General features: G+C 72.1%; 16 protein-coding genes. 8 read left to right on the top strand and 8 right to left on the bottom strand.

From position 1 onward, the window contains the following. Window positions 1-22 precede the first annotated feature (22 nt). From PHA84_RS05005 to PHA84_RS05035, 7 genes are all read left to right on the top strand, one after another. Window positions 23-385 carry a DUF1304 domain-containing protein gene (locus PHA84_RS05005; protein WP_270886995.1) on the top strand — a complete coding sequence of 121 codons (363 nt, stop codon included), beginning with the start codon at window positions 23-25 and terminating at the stop codon, window positions 383-385. 139 nt (window positions 386-524) lie between these two features. After that, entirely contained in the window at window positions 525-1,163 is a 639-nt protein-coding gene (locus tag PHA84_RS05010) for a PadR family transcriptional regulator (RefSeq protein WP_270886996.1), read from the top strand. Beyond that, window positions 1,160-1,918: an ABC transporter ATP-binding protein gene (locus PHA84_RS05015; RefSeq protein ID WP_442952825.1), complete on the top strand. Its 759-nt coding sequence runs from the start codon at window positions 1,160-1,162 to the stop codon at window positions 1,916-1,918. Before PHA84_RS05010 ends, PHA84_RS05015 begins: the two co-directional genes overlap by 4 nt. 3 nt (window positions 1,919-1,921) lie before the next feature. Then, window positions 1,922-4,762: an FtsX-like permease family protein gene (locus PHA84_RS05020; RefSeq protein WP_270886997.1), complete on the top strand. Its 2,841-nt coding sequence runs from the start codon at window positions 1,922-1,924 to the stop codon at window positions 4,760-4,762. A gap of 59 nt (window positions 4,763-4,821) precedes the next feature. Next, window positions 4,822-5,463 (top strand): bacterial proteasome activator family protein, encoded by a 642-nt coding sequence (locus tag PHA84_RS05025; RefSeq protein WP_270886998.1) that lies wholly within the window; start codon window positions 4,822-4,824, stop codon window positions 5,461-5,463. Window positions 5,464-5,560: 97 nt separating this feature from the next. Beyond that, window positions 5,561-6,073, top strand: coding sequence for a DUF2306 domain-containing protein (locus tag PHA84_RS05030; protein WP_270886999.1), 513 nt, complete (start codon window positions 5,561-5,563; stop codon window positions 6,071-6,073). A gap of 70 nt (window positions 6,074-6,143) precedes the next feature. After that, window positions 6,144-7,799, top strand: coding sequence for a DUF885 domain-containing protein (locus PHA84_RS05035; RefSeq protein WP_270887000.1), 1,656 nt, complete (start codon window positions 6,144-6,146; stop codon window positions 7,797-7,799). On the opposite strand, the gene PHA84_RS05040 is transcribed toward PHA84_RS05035, so the two are convergent. Together PHA84_RS05040 and PHA84_RS05045 are read right to left on the bottom strand one after the other, a co-directional pair. Next, on the bottom strand, window positions 7,796-9,451 hold the full coding sequence (locus PHA84_RS05040; RefSeq protein ID WP_270887001.1) for an FAD-binding dehydrogenase: 1,656 nt from the start codon (window positions 9,449-9,451) through the stop codon (window positions 7,796-7,798). The genes PHA84_RS05035 and PHA84_RS05040 overlap by 4 nt on opposite strands. A 9-nt stretch (window positions 9,452-9,460) precedes the next feature. Next, on the bottom strand, window positions 9,461-10,153 hold the full coding sequence (locus PHA84_RS05045) for an HAD-IA family hydrolase (protein WP_270887002.1): 693 nt from the start codon (window positions 10,151-10,153) through the stop codon (window positions 9,461-9,463). A 43-nt stretch (window positions 10,154-10,196) separates the two neighbouring features. On the opposite strand from PHA84_RS05045, the gene PHA84_RS05050 reads away from it, so the two are divergent. Next, window positions 10,197-11,828: a metallophosphoesterase family protein gene (locus PHA84_RS05050; RefSeq protein WP_270887003.1), complete on the top strand. Its 1,632-nt coding sequence runs from the start codon at window positions 10,197-10,199 to the stop codon at window positions 11,826-11,828. Window positions 11,829-11,862: 34 nt separating this feature from the next. Here PHA84_RS05050 and PHA84_RS05055 read toward each other — a convergent pair whose 3' ends face one another. The 6 genes from PHA84_RS05055 to PHA84_RS05080 form a co-directional block, all read right to left on the bottom strand. Then, complete coding sequence (locus PHA84_RS05055; protein ID WP_270887004.1) at window positions 11,863-12,759, bottom strand: sucrase ferredoxin; 897 nt, start codon at window positions 12,757-12,759, stop codon at window positions 11,863-11,865. Next, entirely contained in the window at window positions 12,756-13,994 is a 1,239-nt protein-coding gene (locus PHA84_RS05060; protein WP_270887005.1) for a JmjC domain-containing protein, read from the bottom strand. Before PHA84_RS05060 ends, PHA84_RS05055 begins: the two co-directional genes overlap by 4 nt. Further along, window positions 13,995-14,435, bottom strand: coding sequence for a hypothetical protein (locus PHA84_RS05065; protein WP_270887006.1), 441 nt, complete (start codon window positions 14,433-14,435; stop codon window positions 13,995-13,997). 120 nt (window positions 14,436-14,555) lie between these two features. Then, window positions 14,556-14,963, bottom strand: coding sequence for a YkvA family protein (locus PHA84_RS05070; protein ID WP_270887007.1), 408 nt, complete (start codon window positions 14,961-14,963; stop codon window positions 14,556-14,558). Window positions 14,964-15,306: 343 nt separating this feature from the next. Next, window positions 15,307-16,584 carry a sugar ABC transporter permease gene (locus PHA84_RS05075; protein ID WP_270887008.1) on the bottom strand — a complete coding sequence of 426 codons (1,278 nt, stop codon included), beginning with the start codon at window positions 16,582-16,584 and terminating at the stop codon, window positions 15,307-15,309. After that, window positions 16,581-17,384 carry an ATP-binding cassette domain-containing protein gene (locus PHA84_RS05080; protein WP_270887009.1) on the bottom strand — a complete coding sequence of 268 codons (804 nt, stop codon included), beginning with the start codon at window positions 17,382-17,384 and terminating at the stop codon, window positions 16,581-16,583. Before PHA84_RS05080 ends, PHA84_RS05075 begins: the two co-directional genes overlap by 4 nt. Window positions 17,385-17,520 lie beyond the last annotated feature (136 nt).

Below are 17,520 nucleotides of genomic sequence, written 5' to 3' on the forward strand. Positions count from 1 at the left end.
CGACTCTGCCACGCTGACGCCCATGAACGCTGCCGCCGCCTTTCTGGTCGCCCTGGTCGCGCTGATCCACGTCTACATCGTCGTGCTGGAGATGGCGCTGTGGACGGCGCCACGAGGGCGCGCGGCGTTCGGCCTGGAGCCCGAGTTCGCCGAGGCCACGAAGACCCTCGCGGCCAACCAGGGCCTGTACAACGGGTTCCTCGCGGCGGGGCTGCTCTGGGGCCTCCTGGGCCCGGAGCACCTGCGGTTCGCGTTCCGGGTGTTCTTCCTCGGTTGCGTGGTGGTCGCGGGACTCTACGGCGCGGCCACTGCCAACCGCAGGATCCTGGTCGTGCAGGCCCTGCCGGCCGCCATCGCCCTAGTGGTCGCGGTTCTGGCCGGCTGAGCCCACGCCGCACCGCGCGGTTGCTCGCTGGGCTGTGGCGGGAGCACCCGCCCTTGACGGGCGGACACATACTGAGTATACCTCTCTCACCAGGGTTGATACCCGGTATAGGTCCGGGTTGCGGAAGACGGGGGCGGGGATGTCGGTCAAGAGAGGGCTGTTGGCGCTGCTGGCCCAGCGGCCCATGTATGGCGCCCAGCTGCGGGCGGAGTTCGAGGCAAGGACCGGCGGCAGCTGGCCGCTCAACGTCGGACAGGTCTACACGACGCTGGCGAGGCTGGAGCGCGACGGTCTCGTGGAGGCGGTCGGCGAGGACGCCGAGGGTCGGATCAGCTACCGGCTCACGCGCTCAGGGGAGGCGGAGGTCGCCCGCTGGTGGACCTCCCCGGTCGACCGGCAGGCCACGCCCCGTGACGAGCTGGTCATCAAGCTCGCGCTGGCCGTCACCGTCGAGGGCGTCGACGTCCACCGGGTCGTGCAGGCCCAGCGCACGGCCACACTGCGGCACCTGCAGGACCTGACGCGGCTGAAGCACCGCGCCGCCGCAGGTCACGAGCCCGCCGCGTCCGGTCACGACGCGGATCTCGCCTGGCTGCTCGTCCTGGAGAACCTCGTCTACGCCGGGGAGGCCGAAGTCAGATGGCTCGACCACGTCGAGGCAAGCCTGGCGCGGGAGGCGGGACGGTCCCGAGCTGGCGGAGGCGCCATACCGGCCACGCCCGCGCACGGGCCCGCCACCGAGGCCGGCTCCACGGCAGCGAAGGGAGCGGCACGGTGAGGCCCGGCACCTGTGCGCAGCCGGCGCACGTCGGCGGCGAGGCCATCCTCCGCATCGAGAACGTGACCCGGGTGCACGGTTCGGACACCACGGCCGTCCGGGCGCTCGCCGGGGTCAGCCTGGACGTGCACGCGGGCGAGCTGGTCGCGGTCATGGGACCCAGCGGCTCAGGCAAGTCCACTCTCCTCAACCTGGCCGGTGGACTGGACTCGGCCACCAGCGGGCGGGTCATGGTCGAGGGCGAAGACCTCGCGCAGCTGAAGGGCGATGCCCTGGCGCGGCTGCGCCGCCGTCGCGTCGGGTTCGTCTTCCAGGACTTCAACCTCATCCCTGCCCTGACCGCCGCCGAGAACGTGGGACTGCCCCTCGAGCTGGACGGGCAGCGCGTCGCAGCCTCCCGCCGACAGGCCCTGGACGCGCTGACGCTCGTCGGCGTACGAGAGCTCGCCGACCGCTATCCCGACGCGATGTCCGGCGGCCAGCAGCAACGCGTAGCCATCGCCCGGGCGCTCGTGGGCGACCGCCGGCTGGTGCTCGCGGACGAGCCCACCGGCGCACTGGACTCGCACACGGGCGAGGAGGTGCTTCGGGTCCTGCGGGAGCGCTGCGACGCCGGAGCGGCCGGCCTGCTCGTGACGCATGAAGCCAGACACGCGGCGTGGGCCGACCGCGTGGTGTTCCTGCGCGACGGAGTCGTCGTGGACAGCACCGGCACGGCGGCGACTGCCGAAGCCCTCCTCGAGCCTACGAGCTGACCCATGGCCACCCTGACTCGATCCAAGGCCCCCACCGGGACCCGGCGACGCCCCGGAAGCGGGCGCGACGCCGGCTCGAGGCCCTCCCGCTGGCGAGCGTCGTGGCGCGTCGCCCTGCGGATGGCGACGCGCGATGCGCGGCGCTACCGCGGACGCAGCCTGCTCGTGCTGTCCATGGTAGCCATCCCCGTGGCGCTGCTCGTCGGGTCGCTCACGTTCGTCACCTCGTCCACGGTCACCGGTGTGGAGCGCCTTCCGACCTCCCTCGGCCGTGCGGCGGCCCTGCTGCAGGGCCCCGCCGGGGAGGTGGTGTCGCAGACCGCGGACCCAGAGGAGGGCTGGGCGACCAGCGGCGACGACCAGCCACCGAAGGCGGTCCCGGTCCCCGGGCTGGACGACAGTGCGAGCCTGGCGTCCTCCGCGAACGTCGCCGCGGTGCAGCGCCTCACCGGTGGAAAGGTGGTACCCGTGGGGAGCCAGCAGGTGCGCCGGGTTCTCTCGGACGGGCGCACCCGCGCGGTGCAGGTCACGACGTACGACACCCGGGTGGACCTCGCGAGCAAGGCGGTCCTCGTCTCGGGTCGATGGCCGACCGCAGACGCAGAGATCGTCGCCACCCCGTACGGGCTCAGCCGCGGGATGCCTCGCAGGGGAGCAACCACGCTGAGGTTCGGCGACCAGTCGCGAGCGGTGCGGGTGGTCGGGGTCGCGAACGTGTTCAACGACTGGGGTGGCCAGCCCGACGCGGTGTCCAGCAGACCGGTGGTCGACGCGCCGGTGGACTGGGAGTACCTGCTGCTGCGCGACGACGGCATGCCGTACTCCGAGGTCAAGATGCTCAACCGCTACGGCTTCCGCGTCACCAGCGCCGCGGCGCTGCGCCACCCCCCGGGCAAGGCCGAGCTTCCGCCCGCCATGGTGGAGATGTCGGACTACCAGGCACGGGACCTGCGCACGCTGCTCGTGGCCGGCGGCATCCTCCTCCTGGTCGTCACGACGCTGCTGGTGGCGCCCGCCTTCGCGGTCAGCGCCTCGCGCCAGCGACGCACCTTGGCCCTGGCCGCTAGCAACGGTGCAGAGACCCGGCAGCTGCGACGCAAGGTGCTCGCTCAGGCCCTCGTCCTCGGAGCGCTGTCCGCGGTGACGTCCGCGCTGCTCGCCGTCGCGGCAGTCCGCGTCGTGATGTGGGCGCTGGTCCAGCGCCGACCCTGGACGACGTTCAGGTACTTCGAGGTCCCGTGGTGGGCCGTGGCCGCGGTCGCCGCGATGGCCGTGCTGAGTGCGCTCGTCGCCGCCGCGATTCCGGCTCGGCGCCTCGGACGGCTCGACATCGTGGGAGTCATGCGAGGGCAGAACGTCTCGCCTCGGCTCAACCGGCTGCTTCCCATGGCCGGACTCGTCCTCGCCGGCGCGGGCGGCATCGTGCTGGTCCGGGCCGTGGCCGCCCAGCAGCGGACGGTGACCATCGCCGCGGCGTCCTTCGCCCTGGTGCTGGGTGCTCTGCTCCTCGTGCCCCTGATCCTCGTCGTCGCTGGGCGGCTGTCCCGGCCACTGCCCTTCGCGGCGCGGATGGCGTCGCGCGACGCCGCACGGCACCGGACCCGCTCCGTGCCCACCGTGGCCGCCATCATGGCAGGGACGATCGCCCTCACGACCTTCAGCATCGGGCTGGCGAGCGACACCGAGCAGCAGCGCCGCGACTACCGGCCACAGCTCCTGACCGGCGAGGGCCTGGTCGACCTTCACGGGCAGCTCGGCGGCCCGGCAGAGCGCGGGACCCCTGCCCTGGACGGGGCTCAGCAGACGGTGCGCAGGCTCGCCCCCGGCCTGCTCTCCTCCCGGCTGGGCGAGCTCGTCGCTCCTTCGGACCCGGGGACGGGGAACGCAGCGTCGCGCTTCGTCACCCTGCTGAGGGACGGCTGTCCGGTGCCTCGCGCGGTCCTCGACTCGAAGCTCGACGCCTCCGGGCAGCCGGTGTGCCAGCTCGTGAGCACGAACGGCGCGCGCGCCCTGGCCGTCCTCCCCGCGGAGGAGATCGCGCGGCTCGCGGGACTTCCCGCCGAGCGCGCGGAGGCGTTCACGCGGGGGGCGGTGCTCGTGCGCTCTGCGGCCCTCGTCTCGGGCGGGTCCGTAACGGTGGCCTCTGGCAGCGTGACGTTCAGGCCGAGTGACGGCAGCGTGCAGGACCTCCGGACGGAGCGGCGTGACCTGCTCCCAGCAGTCCTGGGCTCCCTGGCGCTGCGCTCCGGCCAGTTCGGGGCGGCCGTGACGCCCGAGACCGCGGCCCGGTATGGGTGGCCCGTCACCGTCACCAGCCTGCTCCTGCACAACCCCGACGGAGCGGTCAGCCGAGCAGACGAGAAGGCGCTGTCGGAACAGCTGGGCGACGACGCCTCCGTGTATGTCGAGCGCGGCTTCCAGCGGGACGATGCCCTCGTCATGCGGATCATGTTCGCGGCCTTCGCCCTGCTGCTGGTGGTGGTGACCCTCATCTCGACCGCTTTGGCGCTCGCCGAGCAGCAGGGCGACCTCGGCACGCTCGCCGCCGTCGGGGCCACTCGCGGCACGCGACGGCGCCTGGCTGCCGCCCAGTCCGCGACCGTGGCGCTCATCGGGGTGGGCCTCGGCGTGGCCGTCGGGCTCGCGCCCGGGATCGCGGTGAGCTACCCGCTTACGGCGTCGTCCTTCGACCCGGAGACCGGACGTCAGCTGGCCCCCCACCCTGTGACGGTGGTCCCGTGGCTCCCTCTGGCCTTGGTCATGGTGGCGGTGCCCGTGGTGGCGGCTGTCCTCTCGGCGTCAGCCGTTCGCCGAGGACCTGCCCTGACGCGGCGCGCGGACTAGGTCGGTCGGGCCGACACGGTCGCGCTGAACCGGCGAGCCACGTGGGGCAGGATGGGCACATGAGCCAGCAGCCATACGACCAGGGACAGCACCGCCGCCCTTCCGGGCAGGACGAGACGGCCCCCGAGGGCCGCCAGGGGCGCCAGGACAACGGCGACCAGCAACGGGTCGTCGTCGTGACCCAGGACGGTATGGGTGTGGCCGAGAACGCGGACCAGGACGGTCCCACGAACCCGGCCGACCTGGTAGAGCAGCCGGCCAAGGTCATGCGCATCGGCTCCATGATCAAGCAGCTGCTCGAGGAGGTCCGCAACGCGCCCCTCGACGAGGCCGGTCGGGCACGGCTGGCGGAGATCCACCGGCGGTCCATCAAGGAGCTGGAGGACGGGCTGGCGCCTGAGCTGATCGAGGAGCTCGAGCGGATCGCGCTGCCCTTCGACGAGAGCCAGGCGCCGACGAACGCCGAGCTCAGGATCGCCCAGGCGCAGCTCGTCGGGTGGCTGGAGGGCCTGTTCCACGGGATCCAGACGGCCCTCTTCGCTCAGCAGATGGCAGCTCAGCAGCAGCTGCAGCAGATCCGCCGAGCCCTGCCCCCGGGCCACATGGCCGCCGGACACGACGGCGGGCCACAGGGGATGCCCGGCGGCCCCGGTCTGCGGCCAGACGGTCCGGACAGCGGTCCGACGGGTCAGTACCTCTGACCTCGCCCCGCACCTGCGGGCGCTGCGTCCGCCCTTGCATCCGAGACTCTCCGGCCGTACGTTGGATATCAGTACTATCTAACGTGCGGAGGCAGTGGTGGACCACTCCTGGAACGGGCTGATCGCCATGCATGCCGTGGCGGCCAGCCTCGCGCTGGTGTTCGGCGGCGTCAACGTCGTGCGCCGTCGACGGGGGGACCCTGCGCACCGCGCCATCGGCCGGGTCTGGCTGGCATGCATGTACTTCACGGCGTTCAGCTCGTTCTGGATCCAACAGCTGCGCCCGGGTGGCTTCTCGTGGATCCACGGGCTCAGCGCCTTCACCATCGTGACCCTGTCGCTGGGGCTCTGGAACGCGCGTCGGGGCAACATCCGGGCACACGCCGGCAACATGGTGGGCACCTACCTCGGGCTCTGGGGAGCCCTGGTGGGTGTGGTGGCGGTGCCCAGCCGCCTGGTGCCCCAGGCCTTCCAGCATGGCTGGCTGCCCATGACGGCTCTGACTCTGGGAGTCATCGCCGTCGGACTGGCGGTGGTGGCAGCGATCATCCGGCTACTAGGTCAGGCAGGGGTCCCCGCCCGCACGGGGTCGTCCGTAGCAGCGACCTGACCCAGCGGCGACCACCAGGCGGAGGCCGCGGCCCCTCCTGCGTCGGCACCACCGGCTAGCGTTCGACGTCATGGGCGACGACGCAGTGGCGCAGCTTGCGCAGGACTACTACGACTACACGATGCAGGTCAGCCCCTCCTGGGCCCACCTGCTGGGTGACTACCGCTTCGCGGACCGCTACGAGGACGCCTCACGCGCCGCGGAGGACGAGCAGATCGCGGCCTCCCGGCGCTTCGCGGAGCGCGCGGTCGCCCTGGCGGACGAGGGCCTGGACCTCCAGGACCGTGTCACCCGCGACGTCGTCGCGTTCCAGGCGCAGAGTGCGGCGGACATCGCCGAGTCGCGGCTTGCCGAGTTCTCGGTCAACCCCGTCTTCGGCACTCAGGTCGACCTCGCCATCACGGTCCCTAACCTCGCCCTGCCTGACGCCGACGTCGCCGAGGCGATGGTCGTCAAGCTGCACGCGGTCGGTCAGCACTTCCGGGACCTGGCACAGCGCCACCGCGAGGGGGTCCGGTCCGGCCGCACCCCGGCGGCGTTCGCGGTAGAGCTGACGCTCCCCCAGCTCGACGGCTGGCTGGCCACGCCGCTCGAGGAGGACCCGCTCCTGCAGACCGCACAGCCTCCGGCGGGGCTCGACGTCGACGCCTGGCGCGGCAGGCTGAGCGAGGCGATCGCCTCCTCCGTGCGGCCGGGAGTGCAGGAGTTCCGCGACGTGCTCGGTACTGAGGTGATGCCCCGCGTCCGGCCGGACGAGCACTGCGGCCTCGCCTGGCTGTCGGACGGGGAACAGACCTACGCGACGTCGCTCGCTGCCAACACGACCACCTCCCTGTCGGCGCGCCAGATCCACGACCTGGGGCTCGAGCAGATCGAGAAGCTCGAGGAGGAGTACCGCGAGCTGGGCGCTGCCGTCCTCGGCACCGACGACGTGCCGACGATCTACGAGCGGCTCCGCAGCGACCCCGAGCTCCGACACCACGACGCGAGCGAGATCCTGACCGCCTGCGAGACGGCGTTCGCCCGGTCGCGCGAGGCGATGCCGGCGTGGTTCGACCGGCTGCCCAAGGCGGAGTGCGTCATCAAGACCACCGAGCAGGGCGCCCTCGGGTTCTACTACCCGCCTGCCGAGGACGGGTCGCGGGGCGGCATCTTCTACGTCAACGTGTCGGACCCCACTGCGTGGGGGCGGTTCGAGATCGAGGCTCTGTCTTACCACGAGGGCATTCCCGGACATCACCTCCAGCTCGCGATCGCCTCGGAGCTCACCGACCTGCCGGCCCTCCGGCGTCACACGATCCTCAACGCCTACGCCGAGGGCTGGGGCCTCTACACCGAGCGGCTGGCCGACGAGATGGGCCTGTACTCCTCGCCGCTGGACCGCCTCGGAATGTTGACGATGGACTCCATGCGGGCGTGCCGGCTCGTGGTGGACACGGGGATGCACGCGCTCGGCTGGGGCCGGCAGCAGGCCATCGACTACATGACGGCCAACTGCCCCATGTCCCTGGCGAGCGTGACCGCGGAGATCAACCGGTATGCCGTCTGGCCGGGACAGGCGTGCGGGTACATGGTGGGCAGGCTGGAGCTGCTCCGCATCCGGCAGGAGGCCAGGGACAGGCAGGGCGACCGCTTCGACATCAAGGCGTTCCACAACGCGGTCCTGGACGGTGGCAGCCTTCCGCTGACGGTGCTGGACGACGTGGTGAGGGCTCGGCTGAGCTAGCCGGTCGCCGCAGCGGCGGCCCGGCCGGTGGTGCGCCCGGAGAACAGGCACCCGCCGAGGAAGGTGCCCTCCAGGGACCGGTAGCCGTGCATCCCGCCGCCGCCGAACCCCGCCGCCTCCCCGGCCGCATACAGCCCGGGCACCGGGTCTCCCGAGGTCGACAGGACGCGACCGTGCAGGTCGGTCTCGAGCCCCCCGAGCGTCTTGCGGGTCAGGATGTTCAGCCGCACCGCGACCAGCGGTCCTGCCTCCGGGTCGAGGATGCGGTGCGGGGCTGCGGTGCGGACCAGCCGGTCACCCCAGTACCTTCGGGCCCCGCGCAGGAACGTCACCTGGGCGTCCTTGCTGAACTCGTTCTCCAGCTGGCGGTCGCGCTCGACGATCTGTCGCTCCAGATGTACGACGTCCAGCGGCGCCTGGGGAGTCAGCACGTTCATCTTCGTGACGAGCTCGGCCAGGGAGCCGGCGGAGACGAAGTCGGCGCCGTGGTCGAGGAAGGCCCGCACCGGAGCCGGCATGTCGGCCCTGGCCCGGACGAGCACGTCACGGACCGACCTGCCGGTCAGGTCGGGGTTCTGCTCGGAGCCGGAGAGCGCGAACTCCTTGCCCAGGATCCTGGCGGTGAGGACGAACCAGCTGTGGTCGTGCCCTGTCCGTCTCAGGTGCGCCAACGTCCCGAGGGTGTCGAAGCCGGGGAAGAGCGGCGGCGGGAGGCGGTCACCGTTGCCGTCGAACCACAGCGAGCTCGGGCCGGGCAGGATCCGGATGGCGTGGCGCGGCCACACCGGGTCCCAGTTCTCGACGCCCTCGACGTAGTGCCACATACGGTCCCGGTTCACCAGGCGCCCGCCCGCCTCCTGGGTGATCTGCAGCATCCGCCCGTCCACATAGGCCGGCACCCCGGTGAGCAGGTGCTTCGGCGCCGCTCCCAGCCGTGCGGGCCAGTGGGCTCGCACGAGGTCGTGGTTGGCGCCGATCCCCCCACTGGTCACCAGGACCGCCTGCGCCGCGAGCTCGAACTCCCCGGCGGGCTCGCGGTTGGTGGGACGTCCGCGTTCGCTGTCGTCGTCGGCCAGCACCGTGCCCCGGACACCGACGACGCCGTCGCCCTCCTTCATGAGCTCGTCGACCCGATGACGGTGGCGCAGCTCCACCCGTCCGGCAGCGACGTGCGCCTCGACCCGTGCGACGAACGGTGCCAGGACACCTGGGCCGGTGCCCCAGGTGACGTGGAAGCGCGGCACCGAGTTCCCGTGGCCGGACGCGGAGCCGTCACCTCTCTCCGCCCAGCCCACGACGGGGAAGAACCTCAGGCCCTGCTCGTGCAGCCAGGCGCGCTTCTCGCCCGCCGCGAAGTCGACGTACGCCTGTGCCCAGCGCACCGGCCAACGGTCCTCGTCATCGAGCCGGTCGAACCCTGCCGAGCCCATCCAGTCCTGGAGGGCGAGCTCCACCGAGTCCTTCACCCCCATCCGACGCTGCTCCGGGCTGTCGACGAGGAACAGGCCCCCGAACGACCAGTGCGCCTGGCCACCGAGGTTCGCCGCGCTCTCCTGCTCGACCACCACGACGCGCCGTCCGGCGTCCGCGAGCTCGGCCGTCGCCACGAGCCCCGCGAGCCCAGCCCCCACGACGACCGCGTCTGCATGCATGCGCCCAACCTACGGGCCGGTAACCTGCTCCGTCAGGTGAACCCGGCCCTGCCGCACCACGAACCGAACGTCGGCCAGGGTGTCGACCACGCCGTCCGCGATGAGGTCGGCGGCGGCGGTCGTGGTGCTCACCGCGACCGTGGCGCAGCCGGCCGCCCGAGCGGCCTCCAGCCCGCCCGGGGCGTCCTCCACCACCAGGCAGTCCGACGCCGGCACCCCCAGGCGCGCGGCGGCGAGCAGGAACGGTTCCGGATGCGGCTTCCCCCGGCTCACGTCCGTCGCCGTCACGACCACTCGGGGCGCGGGCAGCCGCGTGGCCCGGATCCGCGCCTCCGCGAGAGGGCGAGTGCACGAGGTCGCGATGGCGCACAGGTCACGCCCCTGCGGACCCGCCTCGCTCAGGGCGGCGAGCGCGTCCGCGGCTCCTGGCAGGAGCGTGATCCCCGCGGTGTCTGCCAGCTCGATGGCTTCGATGCGCTCGACCGCGGCGTCGACCCGCTCGGGGGCGAGCAGCGCGGCAGCCACCCCACGGGCCGGTACGCCGTGGAAGCCGGCGAGCCGGTGCGGGTCCACATCCTCCTCGGCGGCCCAGCGGAGCCAGCTCCGCACCACCACAGGGATGGAGTCGATGAGGGTGCCGTCCATGTCGAACAGCACCGCCGCGAAGTGACGGTCCTGGAGCGCACCAAGGATTCGGGGCATACCGCTCAGCGTAGGCAGCCGCCTCGCCGGTTACGGTGAGTGGGTGAGCGCACCCGCCCCGAGCCCACGACGCGGGCGCGCCCTGCCTCGCTGGCCGGTGCGGGTCGTCGCGCTCGTGGTGCTGTTCGTGGGCTGCGTCGCCGGGGGGGTGGCGGCCACCACGGTGTTCCCGACGACGGTCGACACCCTCAACTACCGCGCCGCCCTTCGTCTTTCGCTCCATCCCGGGGACCGCTCGAGCATTCGCAGCCCCACGGTGTTCGGTGACATCCGGCTGGGCTTCGCCGCGCCGGTACCAGCCCCTGGAGTGCTGGCAGACGTCCAGGTGAAGGAGCACATCACGGATCTGCTGGCCCGTCCGAACATCTCGGTGCGCTCGCTGCAGCCTGGTCCTCTGGAAGTGGAGAAGGCCACCCGCGCCGCAGCAACGGGGCTGGCCGTGCGCTTCGCCGTCGGCGCCCTGACGGTCGCAGTCCTGGCGGTCGGTGCCTACGCGGCCTGGGCCCACGGCCCGCCGCGTCCCCGCCGGGTGCTCGCCGCCACGGGCTGCTGGGCTCTGGCGTGCGTGCTGACCTTCGCCGGGATCGGCATCGGGTACCGTCCCGAGCGCCTCGACCGGTTCACCACGACGGGAATCCTGGGTGCGGTACAGCGGAACGCCGACCTGCTCGCAGGGGTGGAGACGCGTGCCGAACAGACGACGCCGTACCTCAAGAACCTTCTGGCCCTCTCTGCCGCGCTGCAGGACAAGTACGCGCCGCAGGCCCTGTCCCGGCCTGTCGCTGCACGGGTGCTGCTGGTCTCGGACATCCACGGTGGCAACCAGTACGCGCTGATGAGGACCATCGTCGCGCAGGAGCACATCGACCTGGTGATCGACGCCGGCGACCTGGTGAACTTCGGGAGCGTCGCCGAGGCGGAGGCCGCCGGCATCTTCAGCGGCATACGGTCCCTCGGCGTGCCGTACCTCTTCGTCAGGGGAAACCACGACGCCCGCGACGCGACCGACACCGCGCTCCTGACTCGGCTGGCCAAGGTGCGCAACGTCGTTCTGCTGCAAGGAGACGCGGACAGCTATACCGTCCAGAGCGTCGCGGGGATCCGGATCGCGGGCTTCAACGACCCACGCTGGTTCGGTGACGACAACAAGGACAACGCGGCGAAGCAGAAGGCTCCGGCCGCCCGGTTCGAGGCAGCGATGGCGGACCTGCCGGCGCCGGACGTCGTGGTGTCCCACGAGCCGGGCGCCGTCTCGGCGCTGTCTCGCGCCGGGGTCAAGGTGCATGGTCACCTGCACGCCGACCGGCTCGAGGAGAACACCATCGGTGTCGGCACCTTCACCGGTGGAGGCCCGTTCAGCCACTTCCTGGCGGGCGGCCAGGGCGAGGAGCTCACCGGACAGCCGTCCTCCTTCGACGTGGCCGCCTTCGGCGAGGACTGCCGGTTGGCGTCGTTGACTCGTTACCAGTTCCGCAACGTCATCGAGGGACGTCCCGCCTACGACGATGTCACCCTGATCAACGGGGGCCGGATCGAGAGCGCCGCACCGGCACCCGCTCCGGCCCCGGGAACCGGCGAGACGGGCACTGCGACCACCACCGGGTCCCCGCGCCCGCGGGTGTGCTCCCCGACCATGGGTCTGACGACGGAACACGTGTCGGCGCCGGCGGGCTGAGGAGGGCTGAAGGCCGGTTGCCGCAGCGGCTGGGTCAGGGGCGCCTGACGAGAGCCGCCTCGTAGGCGTAGGCGGCCGTTGCGGTCCCGGCCCGACAGGTGAGCACCGCCTCCTGGCGCCGCCGGCGGGTCACGGCGACGTCGATGGACGTGGGCAGCGGGCTCGCTCCGGCAAGCGTCACGAGCCAGCTCTCCGGTCCCGTGCGCACGGTGCTGCGACCGCGCAGCGACCCCGGCCCCACGGTGCCGTAGGCCTCCAGCGCTGCTCCGATGGCGGCCTGGATCACAGGTGGCTCCGTACTCACGCCGCGGAAGTGCTCGGCCGCCAGCGTGCCCAGCAGGTGACGCTGCACGACGTCGACCGCACTCTCGGGGTCAAGGCTGCCGTAACACGTCCCGTCCGGGACGACGAGCAGGTTCGCGGCGAACCGGTCGCCGCCGACATGCGTGCACTCCCAGGTCGACTGCGGCCACCGCGCCGCAAGGGCGCGGGCAACCGGCCGGCCACGGACTGCACAACAGACGTCGTGCAGCCCGTGGGTACATACGAGCAGCACGTCCTGCGCCGGCCGATCCGGCTGCTGCACAGGTCCACGACGCATCGCCTCAGCCGCTCGGGAGAGGTCGTCGGCCGCGCTCCACGTTCCCCACTCCTGGCCGCCGTAGTGGTCCACGACCGCCCAGCTCTGCGGTCCGGAGCCGGTGCGCCGCCGCCCCGGCCGGCGGATGAGCAGGACCCGGCCCGCCACCGAGGCAGCAGCTCGCCGTAGCTCCGTCGCGACCGCACCGCGAAGCTCGCCGCTGTGGAGCGCCTGCACCGCCCAAGGGCCGGCGTACTCCACCAGGAGCCATCGGGAAGCGGGCGCAGCGGTGCCGGCGAGCGGGTCGTCCCGCCGCCGGGCCAGCGTCGCGCAGTACGGCCAGCTGCTCATACCGGCACGGCGATGCCCTGCTCCATCAGCCTGCGCGCGAGGGCCAGACCAAGGTCTGCGGCGCTGGTCCGTCGACTGGCGAGGAACTGCTCCACCAGAGCCTGCTCGGCCGGCTCGACCGACAGCCGGCCCGCCCGGGTGGTCAGCACGGCGACACCGTCGCTGCCCTCCCATCGCGCTGCGAGGTGGTCCCTCGGGCGGAGCTCGTCCTGGGGACCGAGGCGCTCGACCGCCGCGCGCTGGGCGAGCGGTCGCAGGGGCGCGGCAGGCTGCGCCCCCCGTGCTGTGGCCGCCAGGGCGGAGGCCAGCTCCGCGACATCGAGGTCGTCGATGGCCTTGTGCAGAGCCGCCCTCACCAGGTCGACCTCAGCGGGGTGAGCACGCGGGTCCACCGCGTCGGTGGCCAGCGGCAGAGAGCAGCGCACCTGCGGGTCCTGCGCCGCCCTCGCCAGCGCCAGACGCAGCACGTGCTGCCCGACGGTATGCCGGGTCCACGGGTGGACACCGACGGTGAGGTGGATGCTGACGCCACCCAGCGCCGTCGCGGAGTGCAGGTAGCCGCGGGGCAGGTAGAGGCAGTCACCGGGTCGCAGGGTGGTCTCGAGCAGCGGGGCACCCTCGGCCGCCTCCTGCACCGCGGCGCGCCGGTCCGTCCACGGCTGGTTTCGCAGTGGGAGCGGGTGGACCGGTGGCCGGACGCGCCACTGCTTCTCTCCCTCGACCTGGAGAACGAACACGTCATGGACGTCGTAGTGGTCGCTGAAGCCGGTGCTCTCCGGAGGAGTCACATAGGCGTTGACCTGCGTGGGGTGTCCGAGCTCGGCGGCCAGTTCCTGGGATAGCCGTAGGACCGGAGCCCAGACCCGGTGCAGTCCCTGGAGGACGAGAGTCGCACCGGCTCGGAACTGGGCGAAGAGCGCGTCGTCACTGACCTGGTCGGAGATGGTCGCACCGACGCCAGCACCTCGGGTGAAGGTCCGTTCGGGCAGGGTGGTGCCGGCCTTCGCCACCCTGAGGAAGGGAGTCCGCAGACCGCGGGCCGACACCAGCTCGTCCACGGCGACGGCGGAGAAGAGGTCGGCGAAGTCCCGGGGCAGCCCCGCGGCGCGCGACAGCAACGGCTCGCGGCCCCAGTAGCGTCCGGCGAAGATCTCTGGAGGGGTCGAGACGAGCCGTCCCAGCGCAGGGTGCCCGCTCGGTGGCGACGACACCCTGCTCGACGCCGGAGCGGTCATCTACAGGCCGCGGTCGACTTCGTCCTCGCCACCGCCACCGGCACCGCCGCCAACGGCACCGCCGCCAACGGCACCGTCGGAGCCGCTTCCCAGAGAGTCGGTGCCTGCGCCGCCGTCCGCACCACCGTCAGCACCGCCGTCCTGCCCACCGCCGTCCTGCCCACCGGCGTCCGCGCCCCCGTCGGCCAGACCCTCAGCATCGCCCAGACCACCGTCGCCCAGACCACCGTCGCCCTGGCCACCGTCGCCTAGCCCGGCGTCATCCATACCGCCGGCGCCCAGTCCGCCCTCGCCTACGCCGGCGCCCGCCGCACCACCGTCGGCACCACCGTCCGCGCCACCGTCCGCGCCACCGTCGCCGCCGCCTTCACCGAGGCCCTGCTCGGCGCCTTCCAGGTCGTCCTGGCCCATCCCGGTCGAGTCCATCGGGGATTCGCTCATGGCACTACTCCCTTCAGTTCTGAGGTCTGCGACGCCACCAGGCGCCGCGAGCCATTCCTATTCCACAACGGCAGCCGCCGCCACCGGAGCAGACCTGGACGGGCGACACCCCGTTTCCGGTCACGCCACAGACGGCAGCCCGCACACGCGGCATAGCGCAGCGAACCCGTCGGCCGTCCCGCGCCAGTGCCGCCGCAGCTCCGGAACGCCGACCGCACGAGCCACGGAGCGCAGCGTCCAGATGACGACGATCACGTCGTCGGCGTACCCGATGACCGGCAGGAAGTCGGGCACCAGGTCGAAGGGCATCGCGAGGTAGCCGAGCAGCAGACCCAGCCGCACCCGCACGCCCCGGGGCTGGCCGGCGTCCTGGGCGACGTCCCGCAACAGGCGCAGCACGTCGGGGAGCAGGCGGATGGACTCCGTGAGCAGCGAGCCTCGGGGCCGCAGGACGGCGAGCGCGAGCAGCAGGGCCACCCAGGTCACGACCAGAGCGGCCAGCACACCGATGACGAGGTCGCGCCACACCGCGTCAGTCTGTCATCCCCGTGCGGTGGTTCCGGCGAGTGCCGGAACCGTGCGGGTCACCGCCCTGCCTGTCAGCGCGCAGTCGGACGGTGCCGAACGCCCGCGTCACACTCTGCGACCCCGCGCGTCTGAGTGGTGTCGGGCGCACGAAACGGCCCGAGTGCCCCGGTCCGTCTGCCCCGTCGGTCGGATCGGGAGTCGCACGGCTCGAGCCCCGGGTCGGCCGCATCCATCCGGCCCGGGGCCCGGGTCGTGCAGGCGGTGGTCCGGCCCATACCGAGGGGACGCGACGGGCCGGTCCACCGCTGCCCCACCCGATGCGGGTGGGAGCGCCTGTTGGGACTCAGGCGCGGCCGTGTGCCGCCCGGCTCCGCCGGCTCAGCGAGTCGACGATCACGGCCAGCAGCAGGACGCCGCCGGTGATCATGTACCGCTCGGGCGAGCCGAGGTTCACCAGGCTGAGCCCGTTGGAGATGGACTGGATGACGAGGATGCCGAGCAGAGCGGAGTACGCGGTGCCGCGCCCGCCGAAGAGGCTGGTGCCGCCGATGACTGCGGCGGCGATCGCGTTGAGGTTGACGTCCCCGCCGCCACTGCTCTGGTTGGCCGCCGCCAGCCGGCCCGCGGCCAGCAGCCCACCGAGCGCCGCCAGGGTCGAGGTGAAGACGAAGACGGTCACGTAGATCCGGCGCACGTTGATACCGGCCCGTCGAGCCGCCTCGACGTTGCCTCCGATGGCCAGCACCGAGCGGCCCCAGCGAGTGCGACGGATGACGAAGTCGAAGACGACGACGAGGGCGACGAAGAGCAGGAACATGTAGGAGACGCCACGGTCGCGGTTCAGGACGTACACAGGCACGGCAAGCAGGATGAGCAGGGTGACGGCGCGCAAGGCCAGGGTCGTCAGCGGAGTGGTGGACAGGCCTGCCGCGGTACGCCGCTGGTTCGCACGCAGCCGTGCCGCGACGTAGACGGCGACGACGAGCACCACCAGCACGTACGCGGGAGACCTGATGAAGCTGGCCTGGGCGAACTTCACCAGACCGGAGTCGAACGGGATGTTGATCGACCCCTCCTGGCCCAGGACCTTGAGCTGCAGGCCGAGGAAGCCCAGCAGCCCCGCGAGCGTGATGACGAAGCTCGGCACGCCGAACCGCGTGTAGAGCAGGCCGTACAGCGCGCCGATGGCAGCTCCCGCGGCGAGAGCAGCCAGGATGGCCAGCGGCAGCGCCCACCCGTGGCTCACGAACCCGACGGCGAGGATCGCGGCGGACAGACCGCTGATCGACCCCACGGACAGGTCGATCTCGCCGAGCAGCAGGACGAGCACGATGCCGAGCGCGATCGTGCCGGTGGCGGCGCTCTGCTGGGTGAGGTTGACCAGGTTACGGCTGGAGAGGAAGGCGGAGTTCTGGGACTGGAAGACCGCCCAGATGACGACGAGCCCGACGACGACGGGCAGAGAGCCGAGGTCGCCACTGCGAAGCCGGGACAGGAAGGCCCGCAGGAAGCCGCCGAACCCCTGCGAGGCGATGAGCCGCTCGTCCTGGAGGTCGGCTGGCAGCGCGGCCGTCGCGTCAGCCGGCTGCGCCTCGGTCGTGGGGGTGCTGGACTCGGTCATGACTGCTCCTCACGCATCTCGCGGCGGGCGGCCCGCTGTGAGACGGCGTTCGTCGTCGCGCCGGTGATGGCGGCGATGATCTCCTGGCTGGTGGTCTGGCTCACGGTGAACGTGCCGTTGTTCCGGCCGAGCCGAAGGACGGTGACCCGGTCGGCGACCGCCATCACGTCCGACATGTTGTGGCTGATGAGGATGACGCCGAGCCCGTTCTCGCGCAGGCGCTCCACGAGGTTGAGGACCTCGGCCGTCTGCGCGACGCCCAGAGCGGCTGTCGGCTCGTCGAGCATGACGACCTTCGGCGAGCCGAGCAGGGACCGCGCGATGGCCACCGTCTGGCGCTGGCCGCCGGACAGGCTCGCCACGGGGATGCGGACCGAGGGGATCTTGGCACTCAGCTGACGCAGCAGGCGCCAGGACTCCTGCTCCATGGCTACCTCGTCGAGCGCCCGGCCGATGTAGAGCTCGCGACCGAGGAAGAGGTTGGCCACCACGTCGAGGTTGTCGCACAGTGCCAGGTCCTGGAAGACCGTGGCGATCCCAAGGTGCTGAGCCTCGGCAGGGCTGGTGACCGTGGTCTGCGTCCCGTCGAACGAGAGGACCCCCTCGTCCGGGGTGTAGACGCCCGCGATCGTCTTCACGAGGGTCGACTTGCCCGCCCCGTTGTCACCGACCAGCGCCACTACCTCGCCCGCGTGGACGTCGAACTCGATGTCCTTGAGGGCCTGCACCGCGCCGAAGCGCTTCGAGACTCCGGTGAGCGACAGCACGGCTGTCGTGGGGGGCGAGAGGGTGGCACTCATGTCAGTCCTTCAGCGGTCGGGGCCGGGATGGCGGTGGCCTGGTGCGGTGCAGCCGGCACCGGCGGGGGTCCGCGACATCCTCCGGCCGGGAGCAGACCGGGCGTATGCCGCGGGTGCCCGCGGGTGGAAGCGGTGC

It is taken from the genome of Pedococcus sp. 5OH_020, assembly GCF_027812955.1.
In the GTDB taxonomy this organism is placed as follows: Bacteria; Actinomycetota; Actinomycetes; order Actinomycetales; family Dermatophilaceae; genus Pedococcus.

Bases quoted from the DNA above. Each gene is read 5' to 3' on its own strand.
- PHA84_RS05065 (WP_270887006.1), bottom strand. From the start codon at position 14,435: ATGAGCGAATCCCCGATGGACTCGACCGGGATGGGCCAGGACGACCTG.
- PHA84_RS05080 (WP_270887009.1), bottom strand. From the start codon at position 17,384: ATGAGTGCCACCCTCTCGCCCCCCACGACAGCCGTGCTGTCGCTCACC.
- PHA84_RS05005 (WP_270886995.1), top strand. From the start codon at position 23: ATGAACGCTGCCGCCGCCTTTCTGGTCGCCCTGGTCGCGCTGATCCAC.
- PHA84_RS05040 (WP_270887001.1), bottom strand. From the start codon at position 9,451: ATGCATGCAGACGCGGTCGTCGTGGGGGCTGGGCTCGCGGGGCTCGTG.
- PHA84_RS05060 (WP_270887005.1), bottom strand. From the start codon at position 13,994: ATGACCGCTCCGGCGTCGAGCAGGGTGTCGTCGCCACCGAGCGGGCAC.
- PHA84_RS05020 (WP_270886997.1), top strand. From the start codon at position 1,922: ATGGCCACCCTGACTCGATCCAAGGCCCCCACCGGGACCCGGCGACGC.
- PHA84_RS05045 (WP_270887002.1), bottom strand. From the start codon at position 10,153: ATGCCCCGAATCCTTGGTGCGCTCCAGGACCGTCACTTCGCGGCGGTG.
- PHA84_RS05055 (WP_270887004.1), bottom strand. From the start codon at position 12,759: ATGAGCAGCTGGCCGTACTGCGCGACGCTGGCCCGGCGGCGGGACGAC.
- PHA84_RS05025 (WP_270886998.1), top strand. From the start codon at position 4,822: ATGAGCCAGCAGCCATACGACCAGGGACAGCACCGCCGCCCTTCCGGG.
- PHA84_RS05075 (WP_270887008.1), bottom strand. From the start codon at position 16,584: ATGACCGAGTCCAGCACCCCCACGACCGAGGCGCAGCCGGCTGACGCG.
- PHA84_RS05035 (WP_270887000.1), top strand. From the start codon at position 6,144: ATGGGCGACGACGCAGTGGCGCAGCTTGCGCAGGACTACTACGACTAC.
- PHA84_RS05010 (WP_270886996.1), top strand. From the start codon at position 525: ATGTCGGTCAAGAGAGGGCTGTTGGCGCTGCTGGCCCAGCGGCCCATG.